Below are 15,902 nucleotides of genomic sequence, written 5' to 3'. Positions count from 1 at the left end.
CGCACTGATAATGCTTTATTTATCGACCAGTTATGGAAGATACTTATTAACACCAATACGATATACATCTTGGTATTAACGAATGAATGGCGGTGAAGGAGGGATTCGAACCCTCGATACGGGATAAACCGTATACTCCCTTAGCAGGGGAGCGCCTTCAGCCTCTCGGCCACCTCACCACACAAATTCAGCGTAAAYACACCAACAATAATTGTCACTGYATTTAAATRATGGTGCGCGTGGGAGGATTCGAACCTCCGACCGCCTGGTTCGTAGCCAGGTACTCTATCCAGCTGAGCTACACGCGCACTAAATCGGTGTTACAACAACGACACCTGAAGAATGTCATTATTTATAAAAATGGTGCGCGTGGGAGGATTCGAACCTCCGACCGCCTGGTTCGTAGCCAGGTACTCTATCCAGCTGAGCTACACGCGCACTGATGTTACTTTGCCACAATCTTATAAAAAGATAATGGCGGTGAAGGAGGGATTCGAACCCTCGATACGGGATAAACCGTATACTCCCTTAGCAGGGGAGCGCCTTCAGCCTCTCGGCCACCTCACCGTCTTGCGGGGGCCAATATTACTGCCAGCCAAAAATAAGTCAAACACTTTATTGTGAAAAAACGATACAAACAGTGCGGACGCGCATTTAATAGCCAACAAGGCAATTAAACACACGTAACAATACAATCTATCGTCATATTTTGATGTTATGGCAGTAATTTAGCGTTATTTGCTTTGCGGTACAAAAAAGGCCAGCAATCGCTGACCTTCTTCGAATTAGTAGTTACCAGAGCCCTGGGAACCAGCTTCTTTTTCCGCTTGAATTCGCATGTAAATTTCTTCGCGGTGTACAGAAACTTCTTTAGGTGCATTCACACCAATGCGAACCTGGTTACCTTTAACGCCAAGAACTGTAACGGTGACTTCATCACCGATCATTAGCGTTTCACCTACGCGTCGTGTCAAAATTAGCATTCGTGTGCTCCTTGAGTAATCTCAGTATTATAAGAGTTAACGTTTATTATCCAACAATATTTACATTTTCGTAAATGTTCACTGCTCAAGAAACAGCGAGAAGTCGCCGATTATCCAGACTTTCTGGTTCGACCACAAATTGTTTATGGATTATCTCTACAGCTAATTGCTGATCTTGCCCATTTATCAAAATAGAAAGACAACGAGCAGACCATTGTTGTTGGTAAATAACCAAGGATGATTCAGACAAAGTAAAGCCGATGTGTTCGACCATATTTGCATCAGTCACCCCAATCACTGAGAGAATAGTTACACTCTCTTGGGCTATTTCCACTTTATCTAGCACTAATTTAACTCGTGCTAAATCATCATTAGCTATAACGATAGATGTTGAATCATTAGAGCCAGCATAGCACCAAGCACTCAAACCTAACAGGTTTAACCGCTCCTGCACTGCAATCAACGATTGTGGTACAGATAGTAAGATTTGCTGACTCTGAACAGCTACACCAACAGCACCTTCACAGGCTGATGGCTCAAAATTTACCAAGGTTCCCTCGCTGTCTTCAAACGAAGACAAGACCCTCAAAGGCACCTTATGATGATGAGCATATTCAACTGACTGTAATTGTAGCACTTTTGCGCCATGTCGCGCCATCGATGTCATATCATCGAAATGAATTGATGCTAAACGACACGCATCAGCTACTAATCGAGGGTCAGTACTGTATACCCCATCGACATCGGTAAAAATTTGACACTCATCTGCTTCCAGCGCGCTAGCAATAGCAACAGCCGTGGTGTCTGAACCACCACGGCCAAGAGTCGTGATATTATTTTGACTATCACGCCCCTGAAACCCAGCCACCACAACAATGTTGTCCTGACTGAGTAACGCGTTCAGATTGTCTGTTTCTACCTGAATAATGTTGGCATTATTAAATGCATTATCCGTTCGGATAGCCACTTGATCTGCGGTTAAGGATATCGCACTAAAGCCACGCTTATTCAATGCCATCGCAAGTAACGCCATCGTTACTTGCTCCCCAGCCGACAGCAGTACATCCAGCTCTCGCTGAGTAGGTACTTCATCAACTTGCCTAGCCAAACCAAGCAAGCGGTTTGTTTCTCCAGCCATGGCTGAAACAACCACTACAATTTGATGGCCTTGCTGGCGTGCTTTAATCACACGCTCAGCAACCGCTTCTATTCGCTCGATACTTCCTACCGAAGTACCACCAAATTTCTGCACTAATAGTGCCACTTCACCTCTCCAGAATATTTACAGTTTTTCAGTTAACCAAGGTGTTACAGATTCTAGTGCCGCAGGCAAAGCCGCCGCATCAGTACCACCCGCTTGAGCCATATCAGGGCGACCACCACCCTTACCACCAACCTGCTGAGCAACTAAATTAACTAATTCGCCCGCTTTGACTTTGCCAGTAAGATCTTTGGTTACGCCAGCAATTAGGCCGACTTTGTCGCCACTCACGTTACCCAGAACAACAATACCACTGCCTAGTTGATTTTTAAGTTCATCAACCATACCGCGTAGCGCTTTGTTGTCTGCGTCATCCAATTTAGCGACTAAGACTTTTACGCCATTAATTTCTTGCGCTTGATTGATAAGATCCGCGCCTTCTTGTGCCGCAAGCTTATCTTTTAATTGCTGAATTTCTTTTTCAAGCTGCTTGCTATGAGCAACCAATGCACCCACTTTTGTCGCTACAGATGCCGCATCTGATTTCACCAGACCAGCAGTTTCAGTCAGTAGTGCTTCTTGTGCATGAAGTGCTTCGATTGCCGTTTCACCAGTCACCGCTTCAATACGGCGGATACCCGCGGCGATACCACCTTCAGATACGATCTTAAATAGACCAATATCACCGGTGTTTACGGCGTGAATACCACCACATAGCTCAACAGAGTAATCACCCATGCTAAGGACACGAACTTCATCATCATACTTTTCGCCAAACAGTGCCATTGCACCTTTTTCTTTGGCTGAATCAATGTCCATCACATCCGTTGAGATGTTGTGGTTACGACGAATTTGCTCATTCACAACACGTTCAATTTCACGAAGTTGCTCAGTGCTTACGGCTTCTAGGTTCGAGAAGTCAAAGCGTAAGCCATCAGGCTTCACCAAAGACCCCTTCTGAGCAACATGTTCACCCAGTAGGTTACGTAATGCCGCATGCAGTAAGTGTGTCGCTGAGTGGTTCAGGCTAATTGCCGCACGACGTGCTGCATCAACCGTTGCCGTAAGTGTTTCACCAACCTTTAGGCTGCCTGTGGTTAATTGACCGACATGGCCAATTGCATTGCCAAATTTTTGGGTATCAGTAACCGTAAACGATGCCACATCAGCATTCATGACACCGGCATCACCACACTGACCACCTGACTCGGCATAGAACGGCGTGTTATCAAGCACAACCAGAGCATCATCACCCGCATCAATGCTATCAACAGCATTGCCGTCACGGTAAAGCGCAACAACAGTAGCCTGACCTTCTGTTGCGTTATAACCACAGAATTCAGTGCTCGCATCAACTTTGATCGCATCGTTGTAATCAACACCAAATGTGCCCGCTTCACGCGCACGTTGACGTTGTGCTTCCATCGCATCGTTGAAACCATCTTCATCGATCGAGAAACCGCGTTCACGTGCGACATCATTGGTTAAATCCGCAGGGAAACCGTATGTGTCATACAGTTTAAATACCGTTTCACCGTCAAGTACTTTGCCATCAAGGTTATCGATCGCATCAGCAAGGATTGTCATACCACGGTCAAGGGTGCGACCGAAGTTGTCTTCTTCAATCTTAAGTACTTTCTCGACCATTGCTTGCTGTTTCTTCAGCTCTTCACCAGCAGTACCCATGATTTCAGCCAAAGGACCTGCAAGTTTGTAGAAGAATGCACCAGTAGCACCGAGCTTGTTACCATGACGTACCGCACGACGAATAATACGACGTAGTACATAGCCACGGCCTTCATTTGACGGCATCACACCATCAACAATCAGGAAAGCACAAGAACGAATGTGGTCAGCCACAACGCGCAATGATTGGTTCGACAGATCGTCATGACCAATCGTGCTCGCGGCTTCTTTGATCAGAGTTTGGAAAATATCGATTTCGTAGTTAGAGTGAACACCCTGCATAATTGCAGCGATACGTTCAATCCCCATACCAGTATCAACCGATGGCTTTGGTAGCGGCTCCATAGTGCCGTCAGCCTGGCGGTTGAACTGCATAAATACGTTGTTCCAGATCTCGATGAAGCGATCACCATCTTCTTCAGGCGTGCCAGGGCGGCCACCCCAAATGTGCTCACCGTGATCATAGAAAATTTCGGTACAAGGACCACATGGGCCAGTATCGCCCATCTGCCAGAAGTTATCTGACTCAAATGGTTTACCACCTTTCTTATCACCAATACGTACGATACGATCGGCAGGGATACCCATTTCCTTGTTCCAGATCTCAAATGCTTCGTCATCGGTCTCATAAATAGTGACCAGCAGACGATCTTGAGGCAGCTTTAATACGTCAGTTAAGAATTCCCACGCATACTTGATGGCATCTTGCTTGAAGTAATCACCAAAACTGAAGTTACCCAGCATTTCAAAAAACGTATGGTGACGGGCAGTAAAGCCCACATTTTCCAAGTCATTGTGCTTACCACCAGCACGCACACAACGCTGAGCAGTGGTCGCTCGAGTGTAGTTGCGCTTTTCCAGACCTAAAAAAGTATCTTTAAATTGGTTCATACCTGCATTGGTAAACAACAACGTTGGGTCGTTAGCAGGTACAAGAGAAGAGCTTTCCACGATCTGGTGGCCTTTGCTCTCAAAAAACGCAAGAAACGCACGGCGAATCTCATCAGTGCTCATGTACATTGGCAAATCCTGAATAATGCTTATATGTAAACTGAATTGTCGTATTTATGTGTCATCGAACCTGCCACCGTTCCCCCAATGGGATAACAATTAAACAGGCAATAATTGAACTAACATAAATTCTTTGGCGGTTATTGTAAAACAACGGTGGGCAATACGGGAAATGTTATGTGAAGAATTAGTGTATTTTATAGCAAACTGAATAGCCTTCGCGGTATTTGTTAGTGTTTTATGCAACTAAGTGCTATTGCACAACTAAAATTCCTCATCAATATTGAGTGCATATTTGATCTGTTCAAAATCAAACCCTCGAGACTGCATAAAACGACAACGACGCGCTTTCTCTTTCAGCGTTTCGATTTCCGTCTGACCAAACTTCCGTGCCGCTACAGACTTTGCATGCTCGAACCAATCAAACTCATCCTCTTCGAACAGCTGTTGAATAATGCTTTCATGCACGCCCTTGATCGTCATTTCTTGGCGAATGCGCAGTACTCCCCATCCTTTGGCAATACCATTGGTTAAGGTTTTTTCGGCATAGCGCGCATCATCAAGCCAGTTATAGTCTTGGCAAAATTCAATTGCCTCAGCAACCTCTAACGCTTCATACCCACGTGCTGTTAGCTTTTGCCGTAATTCAGTTTCAGCATGATCCCGACGTGATAAATAGCCAACCGCTGCTTCCTTCGCACTTTTTTGAGGTTTTTTCATTATTACTGTCCAGATAGCAAAACGGGCAGGTAATAACTACCTGCCCGTTCTAATTAATTGTCATGCAGTGAGAGCACTATAGGCCTCAACTCTTTTTGATGACCTTAAAATGCCTGATCTTCTTCTGCGTCACTCTTTTCAAGAGCTTCTTCTTCCGTCGCAGTCGTTAACAGCAGATCACGTAATTTCTTCTCGATTTCAGCAGCAATTTCTGGATGCTCAACAAGGTATTTGCATGAGTTTGCCTTGCCCTGGCCAATTTTATCGCCTTGGTAGCTGTACCAAGCGCCAGCTTTCTCAACGAACTTGTGCTTAACGCCTAGGTCGATCAATTCACCGTTGCGGTTGAAACCTTGACCATACAGAATTTGCGTTTCAGCTTGCTTAAATGGCGCTGCGATCTTGTTCTTCACAACTTTAATACGCGTTTCGTTACCAACAACCTCATCGCCATCTTTGATTGCACCAGTACGACGGATATCAAGACGAACAGACGCGTAAAACTTAAGTGCGTTACCACCTGTTGTGGTTTCCGGGTTACCGAACATCACACCAATTTTCATACGAATTTGGTTGATAAAAATACACATACAATTAGATTGCTTCAGGTTACCCGTGATCTTACGCATCGCCTGAGACAACATACGTGCCTGCAAGCCCATGTGCGAATCACCCATCTCGCCTTCAATTTCAGCTTTTGGTGTTAGCGCTGCAACTGAGTCAACCACAAGAATATCGACTGCACCAGAACGTGCTAGCGCATCAGCAATCTCTAATGCTTGCTCACCCGTATCAGGCTGTGACACCAACAATTGGTCGATATCAACACCTAGCTTTTGCGCATAGATAGGATCGAGTGCATGCTCTGCATCGATGAACGCACACGTTTTGCCAACTTTCTGAGCAGCAGCAATAACTTCTAACGTTAACGTTGTTTTACCTGAAGATTCTGGACCGTAGATTTCTACAATACGTCCCATTGGTAGACCACCAGCACCCAATGCAATATCAAGAGATAGAGAGCCAGTTGACACTGTTTCTACATCCATTGTGCGGTTGTCGCCCAATTTCATGATTGAGCCTTTACCAAATTGTTTCTCAATTTGACCTAACGCGGCGGCAAGTGCCTTCTGCTTGTTGTCGTCCATTCGACTCTCCAACGGATGCTTAATATTGAGTACGAGATAAGTACTGATAATGATGATTAGTATACTGTCTATTCATACAGTGTCTAGCACTGTATGAAATTTTTTTTGTGACGCTGACTACAAGCTTTGTAGATTACCCCAAAGACTGTAAACGATGCAGTAATCCATGCAGTGACTTCTCAACCGCTTGCGTCCTTACAGCCTGGCGGTCACCAGAAAATAAACAGGTTTCAACTTCCTGCCAACCTGTTTTATCCGCCCAAGCGAAACAAACAGTGCCTACGGGCTTATCCGCCGTACCGCCACCAGGGCCAGCAATACCACTAATAGCAACGCTGATGTCAGCCCGCGAATGGGCTAATGCCCCTATTGCCATTTCAATGACCGTTGCTTCACTTACTGCACCATGCACACTAAGCGTTGCATCCTGCACGTCTAACATTTGCTGTTTAGCTTCATTGCTGTAAGTCACGAATGCACGGTCAAACCATGCTGAGCTACCCGCTATTTCAGTGATCGCCATCGATACACCGCCACCTGTACATGACTCTGCCGTAGCGGCTACCCACTGTTGCTGAGATAGCGCATGCCCTACTCGCTCTGCCAATTCCATTCAGACTTCCTCGCTATGCTATACCGACTTTGCCAACAAGATACTCTGCACGTTTAAGCACAGCAAGTTAAGCTGCCGCTAAGCTAAAAATATGACTTGCCACTTTGCCCTCCCGCCCGATTCACGTATCCTAGTCGGCCAGAATTATTTCCGGAGCCAGGGATAAAATCCCTTTATCTTCCGGCACAATTTAGCAGGCAATATCGTGACAGTGAAAGGCATAGAAAAGCACACCCCAATGATGCAGCAGTTTTTGAGGATTAAAGCCGAAAACCCTGACATTCTGCTATTTTATCGTATGGGTGACTTCTACGAACTATTTTTTGATGATGCTAAACAAGCATCACAACTTTTAGACATATCCCTCACCAAACGTGGCTCTTCTAACGGTCAGCCAATCCCAATGGCGGGAGTACCTTACCACTCCATCGAAGGGTACCTTGCTAAGCTCGTACAGCAAGGTGTTTCGGCTGCAATTTGTGAACAGATTGGCGATCCTGCGACCAGTAAAGGCCCCGTTGAACGTCAAGTTGTCCGAATTATTACCCCCGGCACCGTCAGTGATGAAGCCCTGCTAAATGAACGTCACGATAACCTTATTGCTGCGATTTACCATGATAATGGTACTTTTGGTTATGCGACCTTAGACATTACCTCTGGTCGCTTCATGTTAACCGAGCCTAAAACCGAAGAAGAGATGCAAGCAGAGCTGCAACGCACAAGCCCAGCTGAATTACTCTACCCTGAAGATTTTGCTCTGCTGGGTTTATTCCATGGTTTAAAAGGAGCTCGCCGCCGCCCGGTTTGGGAGTTTGATCTCGACACCGCACGCCAACAGTTAACCCTGCAATTTGGCACTCGTGACCTTGTCGGTTTTGGGGTTGAGCAAGCTGAACACGGCCTTTGTGCTGCTGGCTGCTTGATGCAATATGTTAAAGATACCCAGCGTACCGCTCTCCCGCATATTCGCGCGATCACCCAAGATACCAAAGATCATGCCGTGATCTTGGATGCCGCCACTCGCCGTAATCTTGAGCTGACACAAAACCTCGCAGGTGGCTTTGATAACACATTGGCTTCAGTGCTTGATCAGACGACCACCCCAATGGGCAGCCGCTTATTAAAACGCTGGTTACATCAACCTATTCAAGATCAAAAGCAGCTAAACGGTCGCCTTGATGCCATTGCTACCTTTAAAGACTCTGGCATGTTTATAGACGTGGCTGGTGTACTACGTCATATGGGTGACTTAGAGCGTATTCTTGCTCGCTTGGCACTGCGCTCAGCTCGTCCACGTGATTTGGCCCGTATGCGCACAGCCCTGCAACACTTGCCTGAACTTGCTGAACTATTAGCAGAGCTGCCACAACCTCGTATTGGTGAGCTGGCTCAATTTGCCGCCCCAATGGAGCAGCTCTGTGAATTATTAGAACGTGCCATTATTGAAAACCCACCCGTTGTGATCCGCGATGGTGGCGTACTCGCCCCTGGCTATAACGCCGAACTTGATGAATGGCGTGATCTGGCAGATGGTGCGACTAAGTTCTTAGAAGAGCTAGAAGCTAACGAACGTGAGCGCCACGACATTGATAGCCTCAAAGTTGGCTTTAACCAAGTACACGGTTTTTTCATTCAAGTTAGCCGTGGACAAAGCCACTTAGTGCCAAGCCACTATGTTCGTCGCCAAACCTTGAAAAATGCAGAACGGTATATTATTCCCGAGCTAAAAGAGCATGAAGACAAGGTGCTCAACTCAAAGTCAAAGGCGTTGGGACTTGAGAAGAAGCTTTGGGAAGAGTTATTTGATCAATTATTACCGCACCTCGAACAATTACAAGATGCTGCAAGTGCCTTGTCGGAACTCGATGTGTTAACCAACTTAGCAGAGCGGGCTGATAGCCTTAATTACTGCCGCCCAGAGTTAACCAGCAAAGCAGGGATCGAAATCACTGCGGGTCGCCACCCTGTGGTAGAGCAGGTACTTAGCGAACCCTTTATCGCTAACCCTATCTCACTGCATCGCGATCGTCGCATGTTAATCATTACGGGTCCGAATATGGGTGGTAAATCAACCTATATGCGTCAAACAGCGCTGATCGCATTACTGGCACACGTTGGTTCATTTGTACCCGCCGAAGCGGTTAAAATCGGCCCTCTTGATCGAATTTTTACCCGTATTGGTGCATCCGATGATCTGGCTTCAGGCCGCTCAACCTTCATGGTGGAGATGACCGAAACTGCAAATATCTTGCATAATGCGACGCAAAATAGTTTGGTGCTAATGGATGAGATTGGTCGTGGTACCAGTACCTATGATGGCCTATCACTCGCTTGGGCCAGTGCTGAGTGGTTAGCCGATAAAATCGCAGCCATGACGTTATTTGCCACTCACTACTTTGAGTTGACCGAGTTACCATCATTGATGGATGGTCTGGCGAATGTCCACCTTGATGCGGTTGAACATGGTGATGAAATTGCCTTTATGCATGCCGTACAGGAAGGGGCTGCTAGTAAGTCTTACGGCCTTGCCGTCGCGAGCTTAGCCGGTGTGCCTAAATCGGTGATCAAGCGTGCCAAAATAAAACTAAAACAACTTGAAGCCAGTGGCCATCAGCAAGCGGTCGCACCTACCAGCGCGGCACCAAAAGCAGAGCAGCAACTCAGTCTGATCCCAGAGCCTAGTGAAGTGGAAGAAGCACTTGCCAACATCAACCCAGATGAAATGACGCCACGTCAGGCACTCGATGAGCTCTACCGTTTAAAGGCCTTAATGTAGCCTTTTATAATCAGCTACAGCGAAAACTAAAAAGGGTTGATGCATTGCATCAACCCTTTTTCTTTATCATTTCAGTAACCAAGCATAAGAAGGTTATACAAAAGTGTGGCTTGGTGACTAAAGCTGCTCTTGATTGAAGAGAGATTCAATATTCAACCCTTGGTGGGTCAACATGTCACGCAAACGACGTAGCCCTTCTACTTGAATTTGGCGCACGCGCTCACGCGTTAAACCAATTTCACGACCAACATCTTCTAGCGTCGACGCTTCGTAGCCTAACAAGCCAAAGCGGCGGGCAAGTACTTCACGTTGTTTGGGATTCAATTCCTGCAACCAATGCACAATCGATGTTTTAATATCATCATCTTGGGTTGAGGTTTCTGGACCACCACCTTTTTCATCTGGAATAATATCAAGTAGCGCCTTTTCAGAGTCGCCACCTATCGGGTTATCAACTGAGCCGACTCGCTCATTCAAGCGCAGCATCCGGTTGACATCATCAACAGACTTATCCAACTTAAAAGCAATGTCTTCTGCGGTAGGTTCATGATCAAGCTTTTGAGCAAGCTCTCGGGCAGTACGTAAATATACGTTCAACTCTTTGACGACATGAATAGGCAAACGAATGGTACGCGTTTGGTTCATGATCGCCCGCTCAATGGTTTGTCGGATCCACCATGTCGCGTAAGTAGAGAAGCGAAAACCACGTTCAGGGTCAAATTTTTCAACCGCTCTAATTAAGCCGAGGTTACCTTCTTCCACCAAGTCGAGCAGTGCCAGCCCTCGATTGCTATAGCGGCGGGAGATTTTAACAACGAGTCTTAAATTACTTTCGATCATGCGTTTACGAGCAACGTCATCGCCACGTAACGCTCGGCGGGCATACAGAACTTCTTCTTCTGCCGTAAGGAGTGGTGAAAAGCCAATTTCACCTAAATAGAGTTGGGTCGCATCAAGGGCTTTTTGTGTTGTCCCATATTGCGAAATATCGACTTCTTCATCGCGAGTATTGGTTGCTGCTGCTTTGGTCTCAACACGTTCAGTATCAAGTTCCATTTCTTCTTCGAAGTCAAAGTCTTCTGTGTTTGTAGCAGTATTGCTTCTACTCATAGCGCCTCCCAGATGGCGAGTTAGCAAGACATTACAACTTTACTATGCCATGTTATCTATCTCGGTAAATACCGCATAGGATCAACAGATTTACCTTTGTAACGGATCTCAAAATGCAGCCTAACGTCGCTGGTTCCAGAGCTTCCCATTGACGCAATCTTTTGGCCGACAGTTACTTTTTGCTGCTCTTTTACAAGTACCTGATCATTGTGGGCATAAGCACTAAGGTAATCATCGCTATGCTTGATTATCACTAAGTTGCCATAACCACGCAGTGCATTACCCGCATAAACAACTACGCCGTTAGCTGAAGCATTGATATCCTGTCCTCTCTGTCCAGCAATATCTATGCCTTTATTTCCATTTTCTGCATTGGAAAATTTTGCAATAACGCGGCCTTTTGCTGGCCAAGTCCACTTCGATACTTTGTTGTTAGTAACTTTAGGTTTAGTTGTAACAACTTTGTTACTTTTCGTTTTTTGAGAGTACTCTTTTGCACGAGCCTGATCAACCGTTTTATTGGCGGTTTTTTGCTCAGTTTTGGCTGTGGCCGTTGCCGGCGCTGCTGTCTGCTGGGAGGCAGGCTTCGGCTTTGCCGCTGGCTTAGGTTGAGAAGGAGGTGGTTGTTGCACTGGTCTAGATGCTGTTTTTGCAGGTGTTTTTGTCGTTGTGCTTGCAACAACTACAGGCGCTGCCCGACCATATTTCGGTGCGACATACTTTGGTTTCCAAAGTCGTAATTTTTGTCCCGGAAAAATAGTGTAGGGCTGAGATAAATTATTCGACGAAACAAGTTCTTTAACGTCTTTGCCCGTAATGTAAGAAATAAAATAAAGCGTATCGCCTTTTTGTACTTCGTAAAAACTACCACGATAGCTACCTCGTTCAAGGCTCTGATAGTCTTTACCTAAACTGGCCACTGGGGCTGGAGCATGGGTACTGCACGCAGGCAACGACAAGCAGGCAACCAAGGTTACCCACTTCCATCGTACCTTTGCATCAGTCAACATGTTCATCAATGGCTACGCCAGCTCCCCTGCGACTAATGGTACAAACCGTACCGCTTCAATATCACGGTAGATATAACGTTCACCTTGGCGCTCAATGTACTTTAAAATCTGGAAATCATCTCCCACAGGAATGATAAGTCGCCCGCCATCGGCTAACTGAGTTAACAATTCCATCGGCATATCTGCGGCAGCCGCCGTAACGATAATCGCATCAAATGGCCCTTTCGTCGCCCAACCCTGCCAGCCATCACCATGCTTGGTTGAAATGTTGTGTAACTCAAGTTGTTTTAAGCGACGTTTGGCCTGCCATTGCAAGGCCTTAATTCTTTCAACGGAATAAACATGGTCAACTAACTGTGCCAATACCGCAGTTTGATACCCTGACCCCGTGCCGATTTCAAGCACTCGTGAGTTAGCTTCTAGAGACAATAGCTCTGTCATCTTTGCCACAATATAGGGCTGTGAAATAGTCTGCCCATTGCCAATCGGCAGAGCATTATTTTCGTAGGCTTTGTGAGACAAGGCTTCATCGATAAACAATTCACGAGGAACTGCAGCAAGTGCCTGAAGCACCTTGTCATTACGGATCCCTTGCTGATGTAAATAATTTAGCAGGGTATTCCGCTCTTCCACGTAGCGCATACTTAGTTGCTCTCCAAATGGTTGATCCATTGCTTAATATCACTCAATGCATCATGCGCGGTAAGATCAACTTGCAGCGGCGTTATTGATACACATTGTTGTTCTATTGCATAAAAGTCTGTACCCGCACCAGCATCCTGACAAGCCCCTGGGGGACCAAGCCAGTAGATATCTTTACCACGAGGGTCAACATCTTTCACCATGTTCTCAGCACGATGACGGGCGCCTAAACGCGTAACCTGCCACTCGCCAAGTTCAGAGAAAGGGACATCAGGTACATTAATATTCAGTATTTTGTTATTGGGTAACGGCTGCTTCGCTGCATTGGTAAGCACCAGCTTGACCACCTCAGCAGCAGTAGAAAAATGCGTATGACCAACCAAGGATACCGCAATAGCAGGTACACCAAGAAAGTGACCTTCTGTGGCTGCTGCTACGGTACCAGAATACAGCACATCATCACCAAGATTCGCACCGTGGTTTATCCCTGCGACAACAAAATCAGGGCGATAGTCTAGCCACTCATTGAGTGCAAAATGAACACAGTCTGTTGGGGTACCTTCAACGGATATGCGTTGCTCACCCTCATGACGAATGCGCAACGGGTTATCCAATGTCAGTGAGTTCGATGCACCAGATCGATTTCGATCAGGTGCAACAACCACAACATCACCTAGCTCGCTCAGTACCCGAGCAAGCGTATTGATGCCTTCAGCAAAAATACCGTCATCATTACTGATCAGAATTCGCATGCTCATCACCCTTTTGTTCTAGCTCACACTCTGTCATTAACTCACGAATAACAGCAGTCGCAAAACAGCCTGCAGGTAACGCAAAAGACACGGTGATTTGATCATCGTTAACCTGCCACATCATTTGCTGTGGTTTAAGCAAAAGAGGACGGCGTTCATGACGCATTCGATTGTCACGAATAAGCTTCAGTAGCAGCGGCTCTTGCTCAACAATCGCCATCTCAAAGGCTTCTGCATCGGCCTCTGTTGGCAATGCATTATCACCCATCATGGGAGCTGTGATGAAAGCTTTACCGCTATCAATATCTTGCTGTAGCTGCTCGGTCACTTGCTTGACGACAACGCCACGGTCATCGCCTTCAACCTCTAAACAGTCACCGGCCATCAATGCGTGTACTTTCTGCTGTTCAATACGACTAGAAAGCACCATATTAAACAGCCATGAACGTGCCGCTGATAAATAAAAGCTGCGTTTGCTCTTATCACGGAGACGAAATTCATCGTTACCCCAAGCACGCGCTTTTACTACATTGTTACCACCATGGCCAAAACGTTGCTCACCGAAATAGTTCGGCACACCTGATGCTGCGACTTGCTCAAGGCGAGCCACGACATCTTGTGGCTGATCTAACCCCGTTAGTCGCAACTGGAACCAGTTTCCGACTAAATCACCAGGGCGTAATTTTTTATCATGACGAGCGGTTTCGATCACTTCAATACCAGGGTGTTCAGCCACAAACTGAGATAAATCAGGGTCTGGCTTACCCGGAAGATGAACACTCAACCACTGCTCAGTAACAGCATGGCGGTCTTTCAACCCAGCCCAACTCACGTTGCGTGATTGAACATCGCAGGCTTTAGCAAGCTCATTAACCACGTACTTGGTGTTTTCGCCTGTTTTACGGATTTTAACCATGAAGTGTTCGCCAGTACCGGCAAAATCAAACCCCAAATTTTCCTTTACGATAAAATCTTCAGGCTCGACCTTTATACGGCCCTGACAGCTTGGCTTTCCGTATAACCAGCTAAAGCTGTCCATTACATTAGACATATATACACCATTTTGCGCAGTCTGAATTACTGCTTTGAAATTAAGACAACAGCTTCACAAGCAATACCTTCTTTGCGCCCGGTAAACCCCAAGCGCTCAGATGTTGTTGCCTTAACATTAATATTCTTTATATCTGTTTCCAAATCGTCGGCAATCGCCTGACACATTGATTCGATATGAGGAGCCATTTTAGGTGCTTGCGCAATAATAGTCACATCAAGATTACCTAACTGATATCCCTCTGCTTTAACCTTACTATAGACATCTCTAAGTAAGAAACGACTGTCTGCGCCTTTCCATTTAGCATCGGTATCAGGAAAGTGACGGCCAATATCACCGGCACCAATCGCTCCTAATAGCGCATCACACACCGCGTGCAAAGCAACATCCCCATCTGAATGGGCAATCAAACCTTGCTCATAAGGAACGGCCACACCACCAATAATAACGGGGCCAGCACCACCAAATTTGTGTACATCAAAACCATGTCCAATTCGCATCATTGTGCATCCCTTAAAATCTGTTCAAGATAAAATTGTGCTAACGCCAAATCTTCCGGCTGAGTCACTTTTAAGTTATCAGCACGCCCTTTCACTAACCGCGGTGTCATACCACAGTGCTCTAATGCTGACGCTTCGTCAGTGACGCAAGCCCCTTCGGCAAGCGCCTGTGTCAACGCGGCTTTGAGCTGACCAGCACGAAACATTTGTGGAGTTAGCGCATGCCAAAGATCGGTACGGTCGACCGTCGAAGCGATGCCCTGTTGGCCATCGCCCCTTTTCATCGTATCTCGGACAGGTGCAGCTAAAATCGCACCATGTTCGCTCTGTTGTGCAACTTCAATGAGGAGCTGTAAGTCACTTTGCTGTAAGCAAGGTCTCGCTGCATCATGCACCAGCACCCAGCTTTGGGGGTTTTCTATCGCGGCTATCCCCGCAAAAACCGAATCTGCTCGCTCTGCGCCACCTTTAACACGCAGTACCCGAGGGTCTGAAGCAAGAGGTAAAGTTGAGAAGTATGGATCCCCTTCGCTAATCGCTATGACGACTTGTTCAATTTCGGGATGGGAAAGTAAGCGATCAACCGTATGTTCCAAAATGGTTTTACCCGCGATGGATAAATACTGTTTGGGGCGGTCAGCAGCCATTCGGCTACCGACACCAGCGGCAGGTACAACGGCAATTATTTTTTCGTTCATC

Annotated in this window: 14 protein-coding genes and 4 tRNA genes; 1 reads left to right on the top strand and 17 read right to left on the bottom strand. The window is 46.4% G+C overall.

What is annotated here, in order from left to right; all coding sequences use genetic code 11:
- Positions 1 to 87: 87 nt before the first annotated feature.
- The 10 genes from L4D09_RS15145 to L4D09_RS15100 form a co-directional block, all read right to left on the bottom strand.
- Positions 88 to 179: transfer RNA gene (locus tag L4D09_RS15145), tRNA-Ser, on the bottom strand.
- A gap of 52 nt (positions 180 to 231) precedes the next feature.
- A tRNA-Arg gene (locus tag L4D09_RS15140) sits at positions 232 to 308 on the bottom strand.
- Between the two features lie 53 nt (positions 309 to 361).
- Positions 362 to 438: transfer RNA gene (locus tag L4D09_RS15135), tRNA-Arg, on the bottom strand.
- Between the two features lie 37 nt (positions 439 to 475).
- Positions 476 to 567 (bottom strand) — tRNA-Ser (locus L4D09_RS15130).
- A 218-nt stretch (positions 568 to 785) separates the two neighbouring features.
- Complete coding sequence (gene csrA / locus L4D09_RS15125) at positions 786 to 983, bottom strand: carbon storage regulator CsrA (RefSeq protein WP_428458347.1); 198 nt, start codon at positions 981 to 983, stop codon at positions 786 to 788.
- Positions 984 to 1,068: 85 nt separating this feature from the next.
- Entirely contained in the window at positions 1,069 to 2,247 is a 1,179-nt protein-coding gene (locus L4D09_RS15120) for an aspartate kinase (RefSeq protein WP_428458346.1), read from the bottom strand.
- Positions 2,248 to 2,265: 18 nt separating this feature from the next.
- Positions 2,266 to 4,890, bottom strand: a complete 2,625-nt coding sequence (gene alaS / locus L4D09_RS15115) for an alanine--tRNA ligase (RefSeq protein ID WP_428458345.1) — start codon at positions 4,888 to 4,890, stop codon at positions 2,266 to 2,268.
- A gap of 255 nt (positions 4,891 to 5,145) precedes the next feature.
- Complete coding sequence (recX, locus tag L4D09_RS15110; RefSeq protein WP_428458344.1) at positions 5,146 to 5,601, bottom strand: recombination regulator RecX; 456 nt, start codon at positions 5,599 to 5,601, stop codon at positions 5,146 to 5,148.
- 104 nt (positions 5,602 to 5,705) lie between these two features.
- Positions 5,706 to 6,749, bottom strand: coding sequence for a recombinase RecA (recA, locus tag L4D09_RS15105; protein WP_428458343.1), 1,044 nt, complete (start codon positions 6,747 to 6,749; stop codon positions 5,706 to 5,708).
- A gap of 133 nt (positions 6,750 to 6,882) precedes the next feature.
- Positions 6,883 to 7,362: a CinA family protein gene (locus L4D09_RS15100; RefSeq protein WP_428458342.1), complete on the bottom strand. Its 480-nt coding sequence runs from the start codon at positions 7,360 to 7,362 to the stop codon at positions 6,883 to 6,885.
- A 238-nt stretch (positions 7,363 to 7,600) separates the two neighbouring features.
- On the opposite strand from L4D09_RS15100, the gene mutS reads away from it, so the two are divergent.
- Positions 7,601 to 10,138 (top strand): DNA mismatch repair protein MutS, encoded by a 2,538-nt coding sequence (gene mutS / locus L4D09_RS15095; RefSeq protein WP_428458351.1) that lies wholly within the window; start codon positions 7,601 to 7,603, stop codon positions 10,136 to 10,138.
- A 117-nt stretch (positions 10,139 to 10,255) separates the two neighbouring features.
- Here the strand turns inward: mutS and rpoS are convergent, their stop codons facing one another.
- From rpoS to ispD, 7 genes are read right to left on the bottom strand one after another with little or no spacing between them, the layout of a single operon-like run.
- Positions 10,256 to 11,248, bottom strand: a complete 993-nt coding sequence (gene rpoS / locus L4D09_RS15090; protein WP_428458341.1) for an RNA polymerase sigma factor RpoS — start codon at positions 11,246 to 11,248, stop codon at positions 10,256 to 10,258.
- Positions 11,249 to 11,304: 56 nt separating this feature from the next.
- Complete coding sequence (gene nlpD / locus L4D09_RS15085) at positions 11,305 to 12,264, bottom strand: murein hydrolase activator NlpD (protein ID WP_428458340.1); 960 nt, start codon at positions 12,262 to 12,264, stop codon at positions 11,305 to 11,307.
- A gap of 6 nt (positions 12,265 to 12,270) precedes the next feature.
- Positions 12,271 to 12,900, bottom strand: a complete 630-nt coding sequence (locus L4D09_RS15080) for a protein-L-isoaspartate(D-aspartate) O-methyltransferase (protein WP_428458350.1) — start codon at positions 12,898 to 12,900, stop codon at positions 12,271 to 12,273.
- 2 nt (positions 12,901 to 12,902) lie between these two features.
- Entirely contained in the window at positions 12,903 to 13,652 is a 750-nt protein-coding gene (gene surE, locus L4D09_RS15075; protein WP_428458339.1) for a 5'/3'-nucleotidase SurE, read from the bottom strand.
- A complete protein-coding gene (gene truD, locus L4D09_RS15070) occupies positions 13,633 to 14,703 on the bottom strand; it encodes a tRNA pseudouridine(13) synthase TruD (RefSeq protein WP_428458338.1) in 1,071 nt (356 codons plus the stop codon). Before truD ends, surE begins: the two co-directional genes overlap by 20 nt.
- 26 nt (positions 14,704 to 14,729) lie before the next feature.
- Positions 14,730 to 15,203, bottom strand: a complete 474-nt coding sequence (ispF, locus tag L4D09_RS15065; RefSeq protein ID WP_428458349.1) for a 2-C-methyl-D-erythritol 2,4-cyclodiphosphate synthase — start codon at positions 15,201 to 15,203, stop codon at positions 14,730 to 14,732.
- A complete protein-coding gene (gene ispD / locus L4D09_RS15060; protein WP_428458337.1) occupies positions 15,203 to 15,901 on the bottom strand; it encodes a 2-C-methyl-D-erythritol 4-phosphate cytidylyltransferase in 699 nt (232 codons plus the stop codon). Before ispD ends, ispF begins: the two co-directional genes overlap by 1 nt.
- Position 15,902: the final 1 nt, after the last annotated feature.

The sequence above is a fragment of the Photobacterium makurazakiensis genome (genome assembly GCF_050336715.1).
Lineage (GTDB): Bacteria > Pseudomonadota > Gammaproteobacteria > Enterobacterales > Vibrionaceae > Photobacterium > Photobacterium makurazakiensis.
The sequence above is the reverse complement of the archived record's forward strand: the minus strand, read 5'-3'. Positions and strand labels throughout refer to the sequence as shown.